17 protein-coding genes and 1 pseudogene are annotated in these 14852 nt (G+C 36.8%); 12 read left to right on the top strand and 6 right to left on the bottom strand.

Features of this window, described 5'->3' with window-relative positions:
* Positions 1-156: 156 nt before the first annotated feature.
* From AB3U99_RS21305 to AB3U99_RS21280, 6 genes are all read left to right on the top strand, one after another.
* Positions 157-462 (top strand): hypothetical protein, encoded by a 306-nt coding sequence (locus tag AB3U99_RS21305; RefSeq protein WP_400243753.1) that lies wholly within the window; start codon positions 157-159, stop codon positions 460-462.
* A gap of 224 nt (positions 463-686) precedes the next feature.
* Positions 687-950 (top strand): hypothetical protein, encoded by a 264-nt coding sequence (locus AB3U99_RS21300; RefSeq protein ID WP_400243752.1) that lies wholly within the window; start codon positions 687-689, stop codon positions 948-950.
* Between the two features lie 644 nt (positions 951-1594).
* Complete coding sequence (locus AB3U99_RS21295) at positions 1595-1921, top strand: hypothetical protein (RefSeq protein WP_400243751.1); 327 nt, start codon at positions 1595-1597, stop codon at positions 1919-1921.
* A complete protein-coding gene (locus AB3U99_RS21290) occupies positions 1890-2471 on the top strand; it encodes a hypothetical protein (RefSeq protein WP_400243750.1) in 582 nt (193 codons plus the stop codon). The genes AB3U99_RS21295 and AB3U99_RS21290 overlap by 32 nt, the downstream gene beginning before the upstream one ends.
* Positions 2472-2598: 127 nt before the next feature.
* Positions 2599-3162 (top strand): hypothetical protein, encoded by a 564-nt coding sequence (locus tag AB3U99_RS21285; protein ID WP_400243749.1) that lies wholly within the window; start codon positions 2599-2601, stop codon positions 3160-3162.
* 77 nt (positions 3163-3239) lie between these two features.
* Positions 3240-3662, top strand: coding sequence for a hypothetical protein (locus AB3U99_RS21280; RefSeq protein ID WP_400243748.1), 423 nt, complete (start codon positions 3240-3242; stop codon positions 3660-3662).
* Between the two features lie 158 nt (positions 3663-3820).
* On the opposite strand, the gene AB3U99_RS21275 is transcribed toward AB3U99_RS21280, so the two are convergent.
* Positions 3821-4471 (bottom strand): hypothetical protein, encoded by a 651-nt coding sequence (locus tag AB3U99_RS21275; protein ID WP_400243747.1) that lies wholly within the window; start codon positions 4469-4471, stop codon positions 3821-3823.
* A 359-nt stretch (positions 4472-4830) separates the two neighbouring features.
* Here AB3U99_RS21275 and AB3U99_RS21270 point away from each other — a divergent pair, with 359 nt between their 5' ends.
* Positions 4831-5052, top strand: a complete 222-nt coding sequence (locus tag AB3U99_RS21270) for a hypothetical protein (protein ID WP_400243746.1) — start codon at positions 4831-4833, stop codon at positions 5050-5052.
* Positions 5053-5341: 289 nt separating this feature from the next.
* A complete protein-coding gene (locus tag AB3U99_RS21265) occupies positions 5342-6346 on the top strand; it encodes a DUF3231 family protein (RefSeq protein WP_400243745.1) in 1005 nt (334 codons plus the stop codon).
* A 101-nt stretch (positions 6347-6447) separates the two neighbouring features.
* Here AB3U99_RS21265 and AB3U99_RS21260 read toward each other — a convergent pair whose 3' ends face one another.
* Positions 6448-6642 carry a YwbE family protein gene (locus AB3U99_RS21260; protein WP_400243744.1) on the bottom strand — a complete coding sequence of 65 codons (195 nt, stop codon included), beginning with the start codon at positions 6640-6642 and terminating at the stop codon, positions 6448-6450.
* Positions 6642-6854 carry a hypothetical protein gene (locus tag AB3U99_RS21255; protein WP_400248143.1) on the bottom strand — a complete coding sequence of 71 codons (213 nt, stop codon included), beginning with the start codon at positions 6852-6854 and terminating at the stop codon, positions 6642-6644. Before AB3U99_RS21255 ends, AB3U99_RS21260 begins: the two co-directional genes overlap by 1 nt.
* A 175-nt stretch (positions 6855-7029) precedes the next feature.
* Between AB3U99_RS21255 and AB3U99_RS21250 the strand changes: the two genes are divergently transcribed.
* On the top strand, positions 7030-9084 hold the full coding sequence (locus tag AB3U99_RS21250) for a hypothetical protein (RefSeq protein WP_400243742.1): 2055 nt from the start codon (positions 7030-7032) through the stop codon (positions 9082-9084).
* Between the two features lie 40 nt (positions 9085-9124).
* Here AB3U99_RS21250 and AB3U99_RS21245 read toward each other — a convergent pair whose 3' ends face one another.
* Complete coding sequence (locus AB3U99_RS21245) at positions 9125-10015, bottom strand: EamA family transporter (RefSeq protein ID WP_400243741.1); 891 nt, start codon at positions 10013-10015, stop codon at positions 9125-9127.
* Between the two features lie 289 nt (positions 10016-10304).
* On the opposite strand from AB3U99_RS21245, the gene AB3U99_RS21240 reads away from it, so the two are divergent.
* From AB3U99_RS21240 to AB3U99_RS21230, 3 genes and pseudogenes are all read left to right on the top strand, one after another.
* A complete protein-coding gene (locus AB3U99_RS21240) occupies positions 10305-10586 on the top strand; it encodes a hypothetical protein (RefSeq protein ID WP_400243740.1) in 282 nt (93 codons plus the stop codon).
* A 307-nt stretch (positions 10587-10893) separates the two neighbouring features.
* Positions 10894-11196 (top strand): annotated as a pseudogene (locus AB3U99_RS21235) (PTS lactose/cellobiose transporter subunit IIA).
* Between the two features lie 3 nt (positions 11197-11199).
* Entirely contained in the window at positions 11200-12609 is a 1410-nt protein-coding gene (locus AB3U99_RS21230) for a glycoside hydrolase family 1 protein (protein ID WP_400248142.1), read from the top strand.
* A gap of 78 nt (positions 12610-12687) precedes the next feature.
* On the opposite strand, the gene araA is transcribed toward AB3U99_RS21230, so the two are convergent.
* Both araA and AB3U99_RS21220 read right to left on the bottom strand, forming a co-directional pair.
* Positions 12688-14106 carry an L-arabinose isomerase gene (gene araA, locus AB3U99_RS21225; protein ID WP_400243739.1) on the bottom strand — a complete coding sequence of 473 codons (1419 nt, stop codon included), beginning with the start codon at positions 14104-14106 and terminating at the stop codon, positions 12688-12690.
* A 43-nt stretch (positions 14107-14149) separates the two neighbouring features.
* Positions 14150-14845 carry an L-ribulose-5-phosphate 4-epimerase gene (locus AB3U99_RS21220; protein ID WP_400243738.1) on the bottom strand — a complete coding sequence of 232 codons (696 nt, stop codon included), beginning with the start codon at positions 14843-14845 and terminating at the stop codon, positions 14150-14152.
* Between the last annotated feature and the right edge of the window lie 7 nt (positions 14846-14852).

Here is a 14852-nt window from a genome sequence, read left to right as displayed (position 1 = left end):
TAAAGCAAATGAGAAAGTATTTGTTAGAAGATGTCATAGAAGAAATAGAAGCATTCGCTGAGGTAGAGGCTAATACTATTATGGAAAAAATTGATCGTAAACTATCAAAGAGATTTAAAAACCTTGAATTATATATATACGATAGATTAGAAAATATTGAATACAACAGAAGAGTATCAGCAATGTATCCAAAACTTCTTTCAATTAACAGATGTTCGCGAAGTTGCAAAAGATCTTAATGCTGCCTTGAAATATGATTATTTACAAAATAGATATAATCAAGCCATATTTCATTTTACCCAAGGGGAATATGGGGAATTTTTTCAAACCTATAAGTTCGATCATTCTGTATTTAATTATTTATCACATGGTGTGCTTATAAACATCGATAGACTAATGGAAGAGCTGGGGAGCTATGCGAAACAAGTTAAGAAGCATTTTGATTTATTAAAGTCCATATAGGAGAATGCTAGCGGTAAGCGACTAGCAAGAGTTGGCGCCTCTCTAGCAGGATCATTCATTGCTGGCCTACCTGGTTCGCTTGCGGCTCGGGGGATAATGAAAGCTTTTGATAAGGATGAGGAGAAAATTAATGCATCTATGTCTGCGGTAAATGATAGCTGGGATAATTTTACCCAAGTATTTCAAAAGTATTTGGAATATTCAGAAAAAAGTATAAGCATATTGTGCTTTCTTTATATGGCGGATTATTTATTAGCTTTCAGAAGGAGCTACAAAAAAGATGGATAGAGTTAGAATTACTGAATTTAGCAAAAGATCAATACCAATTAAGACTCATCCCGAACAAGCGAAAAGAAGTAAATATATGGGCAATGACAACACTTCAAGCAGTGAACAAATTCATTGAGCAAAATGATTTACCTCAAGCCACATACACAGCCAATAATTTTTTATCAATATGTAAATCAGCGGACAGTATTATCGCGTAATCTAGTAAGTGAAGGTAAAGACGTTTACTATTATGCACAGCTATCCAAATTAATGACACACTTAAAGCAAGCTACCCTGATAGAAAATCGACATAGTGCATAGTAAAATATCGTGGTGCTCTACGATCCAGGTCTTGTTGTTTGGTACCTAGATGAAGCATTTGGGGATAAACTGGATAGGAATTCATCCTGCAGATGGTTATTTAGGGGTAGTAGATGCTGACCAGTATAACAAATTACTGGAGTGATGGGTTATCAATTAAACGATGCAGCCTTTAGCTTAGACAAATCAAGAAAAATGTTATTAGGTTATTCTGTTATTAATGGCACAACATTAAAAGATAACCCCACTCTTTGCTGACAGTGCAGACTACAGTAATCCAGGAAAAGTAGAAGCCGGACGTAATATCCTTACTACTGGGTTGAAAATTCGCGTAGTTGGAGATAGCAATGTCGTTACGGTAGGTAAGGTTTTATTATTTAATAAGAAGGATTGGGAAGCATAGGAATCGTAGGATCTCTTATTCCTTTTTATATGTGGAGGAAATAATAGAATAGTCCCTTTGTTTCTTTTAATCAGTATTTTGAAATTCTACACTACAATGGTAAAATAAGTATATAATAAGCCTTTGGAGGTGCAAAATATGAATTTGAAGAGAAAGCCAATGGTCATTAAATTCACCAAAGATGCAGAAAGGCAAAAATTCTTCAATTGGGCATTAGGTAAAAATAGATCAACTGAGGGAATAAGTAGAGCAAAAGCTGCCATGAACTTAGCTCAAAAAAATGAGTTACACTCTAGAAGAGATGAAATGCTAGAAGAAATCAAAGTGTGGAGAAGCTCACGTTTAGGACATTCCTCTTATATGCCAGTCTTAAAATCCTCAGGTAGACAAAGATTACAGAAAAATCATTTAAAAAGAAAAAGGGATGGGAATCATGCATTTACTGGCAATAACAGACGTGGATAGAGTGCTTATTGAAAATTTCTCTTGTATATTAAATGAATATGACTCTGGTCAGGGAGAGCTTCGTAAGGACCATGAAAAAAATGATTTGTTTTTAAAAGAGGAAGCCTTATTACATCATAATAATCAACTAGTTAGAACCTACTTACTTTTGAATGAAGACAAAAATAAAGTAATTGGGTTCTTTTCTTTATATAATGAGGAAATTGCAATCAGTAATGGTCAAAAGAAAAGCTTTAAGTTCAAGGGGAGTATCATATACCAATCTATGGGGAATGATGTATACCCTGCAATTCGTCTGCATCAATTTGCTATGGATAGAGAATATCAAGGAAGAAGATATCGCGAACAAAAATATAGTGCATATTTAATAGGATATGTATTTGAAAATGTCAGGCAAGTAGCAGAAAAATCCGGCTGTATGTTTATTGGATTAGAGGCAACCGATAATGCAATTAGTTTCTATGAATATTATGATTTTAAGATTCTAAAAAAGACAAATGGACATACTCTCCCGTATTTAATTTTTAAAGTTGCTGATTTGCTAGTTTAATTTATAGATTTGAAAATATCCATTCTAAAAGGGGGATAGGAATGATTGATATTCCACATGATATTTCGGAAGCATTTAGAAGAAAAATCAATGAAGTTCTACATGATATTATTAGTTTTTTTTTGATTTGGCGGAAGGGATAAATGATTTTGATGTAGTATTACCATCCGTTTTTCCTACTCATTTGGTTAGAGAAGACAGTGAAAAATGCAAGCGTATTTTATATGAATTGCATGATTATTCTAGAGATTATTATCAGCATCAACTGACCTCGTTACATAAAAATGCTTTATACAAACTTATTGAATGGTCATATGATGAAAATTATCCATATATAGATATATTTGATTTAAAACCTGTTACAGAAGATGATTTAAGTATTTTATTAGATTTAAGAGATTTAAAGTATTATTCAGAAATTATATTTGATGATTTTGATTTTCTAAATATTGATTTATTTAGTCAGTTATTTTTTACTTCTCCCCATTCCTTGATTAGTCTGGGCGTAGATCTTGATGAGTATTTAGATTTAATGCCAGTTGATATACGAAAAAGATATAGGAAAGAGAACGATACTGTTAATGATAATAGTAGGGAATTAGAAGAATATATTATTGAATTAATTTGTTATAGTATAGATCAAATGGAGCTTGATACTCGTAGGTTACTAAATCTAAATGAACACAATTAAGCGATGATTTCGCGAACTTTTTACGTCTTGCATTAGCGAAAGATGAAATAGCTGTAGCAAGAGAGCAACCAGGAGGATTGGCATTAAATAATAGTGGTGAGTTAGACTTTTATATTTATTCACTAGATGTAGAATCTAGAGCAATTGCCATAGGAGAAAATAAAGAGTGGGGGAACTATACTAGGCAGTTAAAACAATTAATTGGTTATATGAATGAAAATGTTCTGTTTGGATTCACGATAGTATTTAATAAGAAGACTAAGCTGCAAACGGTGTTGGAAAGCAGAAAGGAAATAGTGCAAAACTTTTGTATAGAGTTAAATGAAGAGAAGTTGTTTCAAACCGTGAGTTGTAATTTTGATATCCTAAGTAAAGGAAATATGATAGTCTCATCTCATAAGAATCCAGAAAACAATAAGAAATTCAATATTTATCATTTTATTGTAAATACTTATAGGCCGGAAAGAGAAGAAGCTGCTAAGCAAGCAAGGAAACGCTAAAAGTTGGATTATTTTTCTATTGGTGCTCAATAAAATATATAAATATGTAATAAAGACGTCCGCTCGACTCTTGTGGGAGCTAGGAGAAAGTCCGTGCCCTTTCAGGAACATAAGTCGCGAGGATTGTGCACTCCACCGAGGAGCGGTCGCCTTGCTGCCTACTTCACAAATATGCGCCTTAATACACTACCTAAAATCCGTGGCTTCATTAAAAAGCTAATGGGTTCTACCAAATTCATGACTTTTATGAAATGATCATAAACATCCCGTTTTTCTATAGACAACAGATAAATTTGCTTAGCATACCATTGCTGAATCTTTAACTCTATTGGTTTCTTTCCTGTGATATCTGGATAGCGGAAATCCTCTGTAATCACCATCTTCCAAATCGGGGCAATAATCTTTGCGACCTTTTTGTGGAAAACAGTAATGGTTTGTTGCAAGGAACCCTTCTGCTCTTGAAGTATTTTCTGCAAAGCTAGTGCTTCCAATACAGCAATACTCATACCTTGACCAAAGACAGGATCAATTCTGCAAATGGTAGCCCTCATTAATAAAAGGCCATTTGGAAAGGCTTTTACCTTGTCTATTCGTTTCCACTTAATCTGTGGAACCTGGTAAATGGAGGGCTTATTTAAAGGTGTTGCATTTAGTAGTTCATGATAGATATCTAGTTTAGGCAACGTTTTTGCAAGCTCTAAAAATCCATCCTCCTTTTTTATCGTATCTTTTACAGAAATAGTGTTAAGATAGCCAATCATCGTAACAATATATTGATCACCTTCTACCTTTGAAATAGTACCGCCCATTTTTTTCTTGGGGAGGATTAGGATAGATTAATTTAATTTTCCAGTCTCGCTTTGGATTTTCGGGAAGCTTAAATTTTTGACTTACATACGTTAAACCATTTCCTGGGGAATCGCTATTCCTGCTTTATCTAGCCAAGTGGATGTTAAGCTGGCTGCACCACTAGTGTCCACAACAAGATCAACATAGAGTTACTCGCTGCATTTGTTTGGTAATTGTATTTCAACTCCATTAACCTTTTGCTCCTCTGTTTGATATAGAAATTTTTTAACATTTGCTTGGTATTTGGATGTAATATTAGGAATTTGCTCTATGTATTGCTCCATATGGTATTCAAGATGTGGGCGAGTTTGGAGGGTGGTTGTATATCCTCCGTCATAACGAAGCTTCCATCCGCCATGATGAAACCATGATAAACAACCCCATTATAGAAAATAAAATTGGCCAGCCTGACTGGAGAGTAGCAACGGAAGGAGGCTATCTCATCTACTATGATGATTATCAAGCTAGGTTTGGAGTTCCTTATGATTATGAAGAGTATTCAGATTCTCCGATAAACTCCTATACCTTCCCATTTTCCTAACGGAGGAAGAAATTACCGGATCCTTAGGAGAACCAACTAGTCAGGATTATAGCGAAGTTCGTAGTGGATATTACCTTTATTATGATCTCGGGGAATATAAATTTTTTTGTGAAGAGTACAGATGAACCAGCTGAACGATATTACTCGGTTGAGTTGATCGATTAATTAAAAAGAGTGCAGAGGGACGGTGGTGCTCTACTGCGTCCTCCCTTTGTAATAACTCTTTTATTTTTTCATAGATATTCATATTATTTACTACATTGGGCAATAATATCCAAGAGGTGATAATATGGATGATGCTAAATTAAAACTCACATCTTCTGAAATAGGAACTCTTTGGGGCGAGTATATAAATGGAACAGCAGTGGATATTGTAAATAGGTATATGCATTCCATTGTTGAGGATGAGTCCATTAAAGCTATTTTTGTGGATGCTATCAAGACGTTTGGGAAACAAAAGAAACAAATAGTAGCTTTTATGGAGAACGAGGGGTTTCCGGTTCCAATAGGATTTACAGAAACGGATCTCTTTAAAGGGAAACAGAGATTGTTCACCGATATATTTTGCCTGAATTATTTACATATCATGACATTGCATGGTTTGTTAGGCCATAGTACTGCATTAACTGTTTCTGTTAGAAAAGATCTACGGGAATTTTACGATTCCTGTGATAACGATGCAAAAAAGATGTACCATCAAACAATTGAGTTATTGCTGGAGAAGGGGAGTTTTCAAAGAGACCCTTTATTTTATCCAGCAAAAAACCCTGAATTTATTTCTAGTAAAGATTTCACAGATGGATTTTTTGGAAAAGGGAGAACGTTATCAGCAACAGAAATCATTAGTATTTCATTCAACCTAAAAAAAAGCATTATGTCAAAAACCCTTTCTATCGCATTTAGTCAGGTCGCTCAAACAAAAGAAGTAAGAAAGTTCTTAACGGATTCCGAGAACACGGCTGATGGTCAAATAAAAACATTTTCAAAAATAATGCAATCAGATAACTTACCAGTTCCTAAATCTTGGGAAACAGAAGTGACAACTTCAACGGACTCTCCTTTTTCCGATAAATTAATGATGTATCATATCGGATTCTTGTTTCAAGCAGCACAAAACTATAATGGGGGAGGATTAGCATCAGCTATGCGTACAGATCTTGTAACCGCATACGAGAGTACTATTCTAAAAAATCTTATGGTAACAAAGAAATGGTTTAATATTATGGTACAAAATAAATGGTTAGAACAACCACCGCTTGCTCCTAACAGAAAAGAGATTGTTAGAGAAATTTAGTAAATGGGACAAGGGGTCAGGTCCCTTGTCCCAACCTTAAAAAAGAAAAAAGGGACAATCACGTTATAAAAATCTTATAACGTGATTGTCCTTTTTTCTGCTCATTCTTTAATCAACTGCACCCTTCCAACCTGTCCATCTTCTAGGCGAACTTTAATTCCATGAGGATGAGAGGGTGACTTTGTTAAAATATCTTTTACAATGCCTGCTGTTCGCTTCCCTGTTCTTTGGTCTTGCTTTAGAACAATTTCAACGTGAATGCCTGGGGCGATGTCTTTTCTATTTTGACCGTTCATTACACACCTGTGCGTTTTCTTTGATTATTTGGCTTTTTCGTCAGTTGGCTTTTCATTTTCTTCGTTTTTTGATTGCCGCTCAAGTTTGCTTTTCCGCCTTGTCCTTGTTGCGTTTTATTTGCTAACTGTTGCTTCATTGCTTCTTGTAGGCTAATTTTCTTTTTTCCTTCTTGCTCATTTGTCTGCTTATCGTTCACGGAATTTTCCTCCATTATTATTGAAATAAGGTTACTCCCCCCATCATAACAAAGGACGATGGATACTTCAATCAGCTGCCAGGCACCAAAGTGGGACAAGGAACCTGACCCCATGTCCCACCATTCTAAAAACATATCCCCTCCTTTTTCCGAATAGGCTGTAAGAGAACAGAAATGGATGGTGGTAACGATGAATCTGCCGTTAATTTTGTCTGGGCCAATGGTGCGCAGAGTAGAGGAAACTTCAGCCTATCTTTGGGTCGCTTTAAGTGAAAAATATCAATTAAGCGCCAAGCTTTATGCGATTCAACGAAATCAAGAGACGGAAGAATATGATTATCAGCCAATTGCAATCCAATCTGATACACAAATAGTTAGGTTAGGAAAACATTTATATATCTATTTAATCAAAGTACAGCCACAATCCGAAAGCTTTCCCACTCAAACCTTGTTAGGATACAATATTGAATTTAAAAAAGGTAAAAATTCCTATGATTTAAGTGATTTTGAATTATTGTCCCCAAATAACCCAGCCTCTATTTGCTACGGAAACTTACACTATCCCACTTTTTTTATTCCAGAAACAGATGAACGAAATATATTATATGGCTCCTGTCGCAAGCTGCATGGAATTGGAGCGGATGCGCTATGTTTGGGGGATGAAAAACTACATGAGTCCTATTTTCATTTGGAGAAAAGACCAAGTGCTCTTTTTCTAACAGGCGATCAAATTTATGCAGATGACGTCCCAGCGCCAGTTGCTCCCTTTTTATCCTTATTGGGTAAGCGGCTAATAGGGAAGGAAGAACCATTAAGGGAATTATGCAAGGGCCTTAAAAACAAAGCCCTCCAAACAGCCATCAACCAAATAAATGGGAGACAAGAAATCATCAAAAAATACTGCCAATTTACTTCGCGAAAAGCTGCAAATCACCTTTTGACACTTGGAGAGTATGCAGCTATGTACGTCATGAGTTGGAATCCGGAAATTTGGGAGCTGGCAAGGAGGAAGGAGTATCTAAAGGATTTTGATGACTATTTAAAAGATAATCAGATTTATATGGATGTAGAGGAAGAGAAGGAAAAAGAGGACGAAAGAAAAATAAGCACATTAAAAAAAGAATACTCCGAGCAGCAAAAGGAAACGGAACTGTTCCAACAAAGCCTGCCAAATGTACGCCGTTTATTGGCCAATATTCCTATCTATATGATATTTGATGATCATGATGTAACAGATGACTGGAATATGACAAAGGAATGGCAGGAAAAAGTGGCTAGTTCACCGCTCGGAAATCATGTTATTGCCAATGCATTAACTGCCTATTGGGCTTTTCAAGGCTGGGGCAATGATCCGGCTGCTTTTCCACAATCTTTCTTCTCTAAAATAGGTAATTATACGAAAAGACTAAAGATGAATACACCAGCATATGAAGAGTGGCTTCACACACTATTATCCTTTCGTGCTTGGAGCTATGTTGCACCAACCAATCCCCGAAGCCTCGTATTAGATACAAGAACCCAACGTGCCTATCCAGCAGAACGAACCTATGTTGTCGGAAATGTACTTAAACAGCGGACAAATGGACCAAATTTAATCCGCAAGAAAGAATGGAAGCATTTATCGGATTTATTATTTGCGAGCGGCTGGCAATCTCATACGCCGTTAGTAATTATCTCTGCTACCCCATTATACGGCGTCTGTTTGATTGAATCTTTTTTGAAAAATTATATCATGCCTCTTACTAATATCATGCCGTCTCTGCAGCGAAGCTTAGATTTGGAATGGTGGAAATTCAACGGAAGGGGCTTTTCCTTTTTTCATCAACAAATAGCAGCATGGAATCCAAGTGAGTGTATTATCTTATCTGGAGATGCTCATATGGCCTCGTCCATTCAAGCAGAGGTCTATTTTCAGCAAGAAAAAAACCGAAGCCTACATCAAATCACAAGCAGCCCCATAAAAAATCAGTCTTTTAATGGATTATCGGGATTTGCTTTAAAAAGCATTCTCCAGTTTAGACAAAGTCTAGCAAAGGAGCAGAGGCTGTCCCGGTATTGCGGACATGATTATGTCATTCATGAAAAGGAAGCAACTACTCCTTATTTATGGAAGGAAATAATCGCCCATGAAGTTTTACCAAATGGTTCGATGATTGATACGAATAATAATTTAGGATGGTTGGCTTTTCATAAAGAAGGCTATACGCATCAATTTTTAAGGAAGGAAAAGGGACGATTCTTGTGAGTTCATTTGACTCACAGGAACCGTCCCTCGATATTCTTTATTAATATTCCACGATCATTTTAGCTTTTGAAAGCTGAACGTTGCTAAACGCGATCCCCCCTAATATAAGAACAACACCAGTCCATTGTAATGGGCCAACAGGTTCTCCCAAAACTAGCGCGGACATGGAGATAGCTACCGGAAGCTCAGATGCTGTTAAAATGGTGCCAAGTCCTGGCCCAACCTTTGGCATTCCAATCGAATAGAGAAGAGGCGGTAGAACTGCCCCGAAAAGTCCGAGGAGTAATCCATATGGTGCCACCCCTACTAAAGTAGGTAAATCAACTAAATACACAGGTGGAAACACTAGAAAAACAACGAATAAACCACCTATGGAAAGAAGACCACTCTTAAGTAAGGCTGGAGTATTTTTCCCAACGGATCCGCTAAGGAAAATGAAAGTAGCAAATGTGAAGGCAGATAGTAATCCCCATCCAGCACCTTGCCAGGAAATGTTCATCCCGCCTTCTAAAGAAACGCCTCCTGCAAGTATAGAGCCGAACAGAAGAATAATTATCGATAGTACCTTCTCTTTTGTAGGCTTTTTCTTATAAATGATCATTTCAAAAAGTGTACCAATCCATACAAACTGGAACAGTAAAATAATTGCGAATGATGCATTTATCGTCTGTAATGCTTGATAATAAAAGATTCCCGTTAAACCAAAGGGGATGCCAGATAATAGTAGTTTGATAGCTGGCACGCGTGTAGCTTTATATGTTTTCGTAAACAAAACAAGTCCCCAAGTAATTAAGGTTCCAAATAAATATTGTGCTCCTGTTACCTCTGCCGCCGAAAATCCAGCTGTGTAGGCAAGTTTAACAAAGGTCGATAGAATTCCATAACAGCAGCCCCCTAAAAAAACGATGAAAGCATAATGCCATTTTTTCAAATTGATTTCTCCTCCCAGTGAACGTAAAAAAGCCACACAACTGTCTGCTGACAATTGTGTGGCGAAAATAGAGTTACCTCTAGAAAAATCCACGTCCTAAAAATAAGGTTTTATTATTTCATTCGTCATTAATTATAAAAACAACCATGCTAGTTGTCAAAGGGGTTCTTTTTCCATTCTTTTTGTATGGAGATTATGAAAAATATGTGAAATAGTAAGCAATGTTAAGCGTTTTACATACAACTAGAGTAAGATAAAGCTATAAAAGAAAGAAGGAGAGATAAATGAAATGCAAACTAACAATAAAACGCTTTCGGATAACGATGGTTTTGTTAAGAACGAACAAGGAAATCCAATTCAGGAGCCATCTTTCGATCAAACAGGATTCTATTATTCAAATAGCATTACCATGGATGTGCAGCTAAGTCCGAACCAATACTCAAACCTATTAAAATACGGCTATGCTGGTAAATTGCACAATGTTTATTACACCGTAAGATCCAATAACCACGCCCATCTTTATGCTGGTTCAACGGAGGAAATTAACTGTCTTCTAGAACTAATTAGTTAAAATGTAGAGGGGAAAAGTCTTTATTATCTTTCGACGTGTCTGAAGAAGTTTAGGCTTTTTCTTGAAAGAGAACCGTTCCTCTGTTTCCCTTTAATGATTTCCGTTTGGCAACGGAAATAGAATGCATAGAAATGAAAACGTTTTTATTATAGAATAAAAGCATCAAGAGAAATTGCTAAACGTTTTCTTTCTAAATCTTCATAGGAGAATAATTAGATAATCTAAGGAGGAATTTTTCATGAATATATCTATATATAACATATGGATAATGATGACGGAGGATAAATTCTGAACAACAGATTTTACGTTGATTCTTCATAGTGGGAATGGCAGAAGCTATGCAATGGAAGATCTTGCGTTTGCAAAACAAAATAAATTTGAAAAAGCCAAAGAATGTCATCAAAAGGCGAAGGATGAATTAGTCCAAGCCCATCATATTCAAACCGAGTTAATTCAAGGGGAAATTAGGGGAGAAAAAACGGAAGTACCTCTCTAAATGGTTCATGCCGAGGATCATTTAATGAATGCTATTACCGTAAAAGAGTTAGCGGAAGAGTTTATCAATCTTTATCAAAGAGTGGAATTACTAGAGCAGGCATATATAAAGTAACCAATCAGGAGGAGGAAATACGATGACAAAAAAGTAGATAATATTATTCCTGAAGGATTTTTATGGGGTGGGGCTGTTACTTCTTTTCAAACAGAAGGAGCTTGGGATCAAGGGGGAAAAGGATCTTCTATTGTGGATGCAAGACCTATTCCAGAAGGGTTTTCTGATTGGAAAGTAGCAGTCGATTTTTATCATCGTTATAAAGAAGATATCGCCCTATTTAAGGAGCTAGGCTTTAACGCATATCGAACAAGCATTTCTTGGGCAAGAATTTTTCCAGATGGAGAAGGGGAGCCAAACGAAGAAGGCCTGCAATTTTACGATGACCTCTTTGATGAATTTTTAGCAAATGGGATACAGCCTGTCATTACGTTATACCATTTTGATATTCCACTAGCATTGGCGGAAAAATATAACGGTTTTGCTTCTCGAAAAGTGGTTGATTTATTTGAAAAATATGTGCGGACTGTTTTTGGGCGATACCGTAATAAAGTTAAGTACTGGTTAACATTCAATGAGCAAAATCTATTCCTGACACAGCCGCAGCTTCTAGGAGTAAAGGTAAGAGATGAGAATAGGGAGGCTTTAAGCTATCAAGCTGTTCATCATTCCTTTATTGCCCATGCTAAGGCAGTCAAAGCACTGCATGAAATTATTCCAGATGGAAAAATGGCAGGAATGATTACGTATATGACGACCTATCCGATTTCTTGCAAGCCTGCTGATGTACTGGCAAACGTAAAGGCGAAAGAGCTGTTAATCGATTTCTATTGTGATGTTTTCGCAAATGGAGAATATCCGACATATGTAACAAGTGATCTTCAAAAGAAAGGGATTATGACTGTTTTTGAAGAAGGGGATGCTGAGCTATTAAAAGAAAATACAGTAGATTATTTGAGTATCAGCTATTATCAAAGCCAGACGGTCAAAAGCGTAGAGCAATCAGATGAACTAATTCCTGGCATCACGCCTAATCCGCACTTAGAAGCAAATGAGTGGGGATGGTCTATTGATTCAATCGGACTTCGAGTTGCTTTAAAGGATATGTATGCACGCTACCGTTTGCCTATCTTTATTACAGAGAATGGCATTGGTGTGCAAGAAGAATTGGATGAGAATCAGACGGTTGTAGACGATTATCGAATCAACTATTTAAAAGAACATATTGAACAAATGAAGCTCGCAATGGAAGATGGCGTAGAGGTTTTTGGCTACCTAACATGGGGCTCCACCGATCTTCTTAGTTCACAAGGCGAGATGAAGAAACGATACGGCTTTATTTTTGTCAATCGTGAAGAACAAGATTTAAGAGATTTAAAAAGATATAAAAAGAAAAGTTTTAATTGGTTTAAAAACGTCATTGCTTCCAATGGAGAACAATTAGAGGATATTACGGAATCTGTTAGTCGATAAGCTTAAAAAAGCAATGCGAGTTTGAACTCCATTGCTTTTTTCGGAAAAGTGGGACAAGTGGCCTGTCCCAATGTCCCATTATTTAATGACAACGTAATCCAAATCAACTAGCTTTGCATAAGAAATAATTTGATCAGTGGTCAAATTTAAAGAAACAACGGTATGATGACCGCCACCATTTTCAATCCAAGCTTTTACACCGTCTTGGAAATTTGGTTTAATGTCCCATAGTACACGAGCTACTGGTAGATTTGGAGCTGGTATGTTTGGCTCAAATGCAGTAACTTCATTAATTAAAAGTTTGAAATGGGTACCGAAGTCTGCCATGGAAACAACTACTCCGTCTCCTGCTTTTCCGTCAAAAACTAAACGAGCTGGGTCTTCTCGATTACCAATACCTAATGGAGATACGATAATTTTTGGTTTGTTGCTTGCTAACGTTGGGTCTACCTCAAGCATGTGGGATTGAAGAACGGCTTCTTGTCCCTCTGCTAATTCGTATGTGTAATCTTCCATAAATCCTGTTGATTGGTTATGACTCATTACTTTTAATAAACGATCAAGAGCAGCTGTCTTCCAATCTCCTTCACCAGCAAATCCATATCCTTGTGCCATCAAACGTTGAACGGCAAGACCTGGAAGTTGTTTCATGCCATATAAATCTTCAAAGTTCGTAGTGAAAGCATTGTATCCGCCCTCATCAAGGAAACGCTTAATCGCAATTTCATAGCTTGCTTGGACTTTTACACTAGCTTCCCAATCTTCCTTACTGTATGTGCCATAATCAAATTCATAAAGTGTTTCATATTCGGCAAATAAATCATTAATCTCTTCTTCTGTAACAGCGTTCACGTATTGAACAAGATCACCGATGGCAAAATAGTCCACTGTCCATCCGAATTGTATTTGAGCTTCAATCTTATCTCCATCTGTAACACCAACATTACGCATGTTATCCCCAAAACGAGCAACCTTAATTTTGAAGCTTTCATTATAAGCTACTGCTACATCCATCCAATCAGCTATTTGCTGCTGTACGAGTGCACGCTGCCAGTAGCCTACAACCACTTTATTTTGTTTGTTCAAACGAGCATTGATAAAACCATATTCACGGTCACCATGAGCTGCTTGATTTAGATTCATAAAGTCCATATCAATGGTTGCCCAAGGGATACTTTCATTGTATTGTGTTGCTAAGTGAAGTAATGGTTTTTGTAATAGCTTTGTTCCGCGAATCCACATTTTCGCGGGAGAAAAAGTATGCATCCAAGTGATGACACCAGCAACTTCATCTTGGTAATTGACTTCTTTCATGATGCTTGTGATTTTATCTGCACTAACCGCTAAATCCTGTAGAACAAGTGGGTAAGGCAAAACTCCGCTTTCATTTAAAGCATCAGTCATTCTTTGGGCATTTGCTTTAACTTCTCCTAACGCTTCTTCTCCATATAGATGCTGTGAACCTACAACAAACCAGAATACTTTATTCGTTGACATTCTATTTTCCTCTTTTCCAGTTATAGTTTAGTAGTTTAAGATATTACTTTTGACCGTAATAGGCATTTTTTCCATGTTTGCGTAAATAGTGTTTATCTAAGATGCGCTGAGGCAATTCTTCTGAAAAACGATTTAATTCTCGGGTAAATAAATTCATTTTTGCAACCTCATCTAACACGACGCTATTCATGACAGCGGAATGAACGTCTTTTCCCCATGTGAAGGGACCATGTCCATGCAGCAATACTCCAGGAATAGCTAAAATATCTAATCCGCGCTCTTCAAAGGTTTCGATGATTACGTTGCCAGTTTCCGCTTCGTAGCCACGATCGATTTCTTCTTGGGTTAAATAGCGAGCGCATGGGATGGAGCCATAAAAGGTGTCTGCATGAGTGGTACCCATTGCTGGGAGGTCAAGCCCGGCTTGAGCCCATATTGTTGCCCAAGTAGAATGAGTATGCACAATGCCACCGATTTCTTGATAATGCTTATAAAGTACTGCATGAGTAGCTGTATCGGATGAAGGTCTGAAATCTCCCTCTACTACATTTCCATCTAAATCAATAACAACCATATCGCTTGGTTTCATTGTTTCATAGTCAATGCCACTAGGCTTGATAACGAATAAACCACTTTCACGATCAATGGCACTAGCGTTACCCCATGTATATTTCACAAGCCCTTGCTTAGGCAAATCTAAATTTGCATTAAATACTTCTTCTTTTAGCTGTTCTAACATGTTATCC

It is taken from the genome of Niallia tiangongensis, from assembly GCF_044704065.1.
Lineage (GTDB): Bacteria > Bacillota > Bacilli > Bacillales > Cytobacillaceae > Niallia > Niallia tiangongensis.
The sequence above is the reverse complement of the archived record's forward strand: the minus strand, read 5'-3'. Positions and strand labels throughout refer to the sequence as shown.

What these genes read in the sequence shown, in the direction of transcription:
- AB3U99_RS21295 (WP_400243751.1), top strand. Translation starts at nt 1,595, where the DNA reads ATGAATTTGAAGAGAAAGCCAATGGTCATTAAATTCACCAAAGATGCA.
- AB3U99_RS21290 (WP_400243750.1), top strand. Translation starts at nt 1,890, where the DNA reads ATGCATTTACTGGCAATAACAGACGTGGATAGAGTGCTTATTGAAAAT.
- AB3U99_RS21275 (WP_400243747.1), bottom strand. Translation starts at nt 4,471, where the DNA reads ATGGGCGGTACTATTTCAAAGGTAGAAGGTGATCAATATATTGTTACG.
- AB3U99_RS21265 (WP_400243745.1), top strand. Translation starts at nt 5,342, where the DNA reads ATGGATGATGCTAAATTAAAACTCACATCTTCTGAAATAGGAACTCTT.
- AB3U99_RS21260 (WP_400243744.1), bottom strand. Translation starts at nt 6,642, where the DNA reads ATGAACGGTCAAAATAGAAAAGACATCGCCCCAGGCATTCACGTTGAA.
- AB3U99_RS21255 (WP_400248143.1), bottom strand. Translation starts at nt 6,854, where the DNA reads ATGGAGGAAAATTCCGTGAACGATAAGCAGACAAATGAGCAAGAAGGA.
- AB3U99_RS21250 (WP_400243742.1), top strand. Translation starts at nt 7,030, where the DNA reads ATGAATCTGCCGTTAATTTTGTCTGGGCCAATGGTGCGCAGAGTAGAG.
- AB3U99_RS21240 (WP_400243740.1), top strand. Translation starts at nt 10,305, where the DNA reads ATGCAAACTAACAATAAAACGCTTTCGGATAACGATGGTTTTGTTAAG.
- araA (WP_400243739.1), bottom strand. Translation starts at nt 14,106, where the DNA reads ATGTCAACGAATAAAGTATTCTGGTTTGTTGTAGGTTCACAGCATCTA.
- AB3U99_RS21220 (WP_400243738.1), bottom strand. Translation starts at nt 14,845, where the DNA reads ATGTTAGAACAGCTAAAAGAAGAAGTATTTAATGCAAATTTAGATTTG.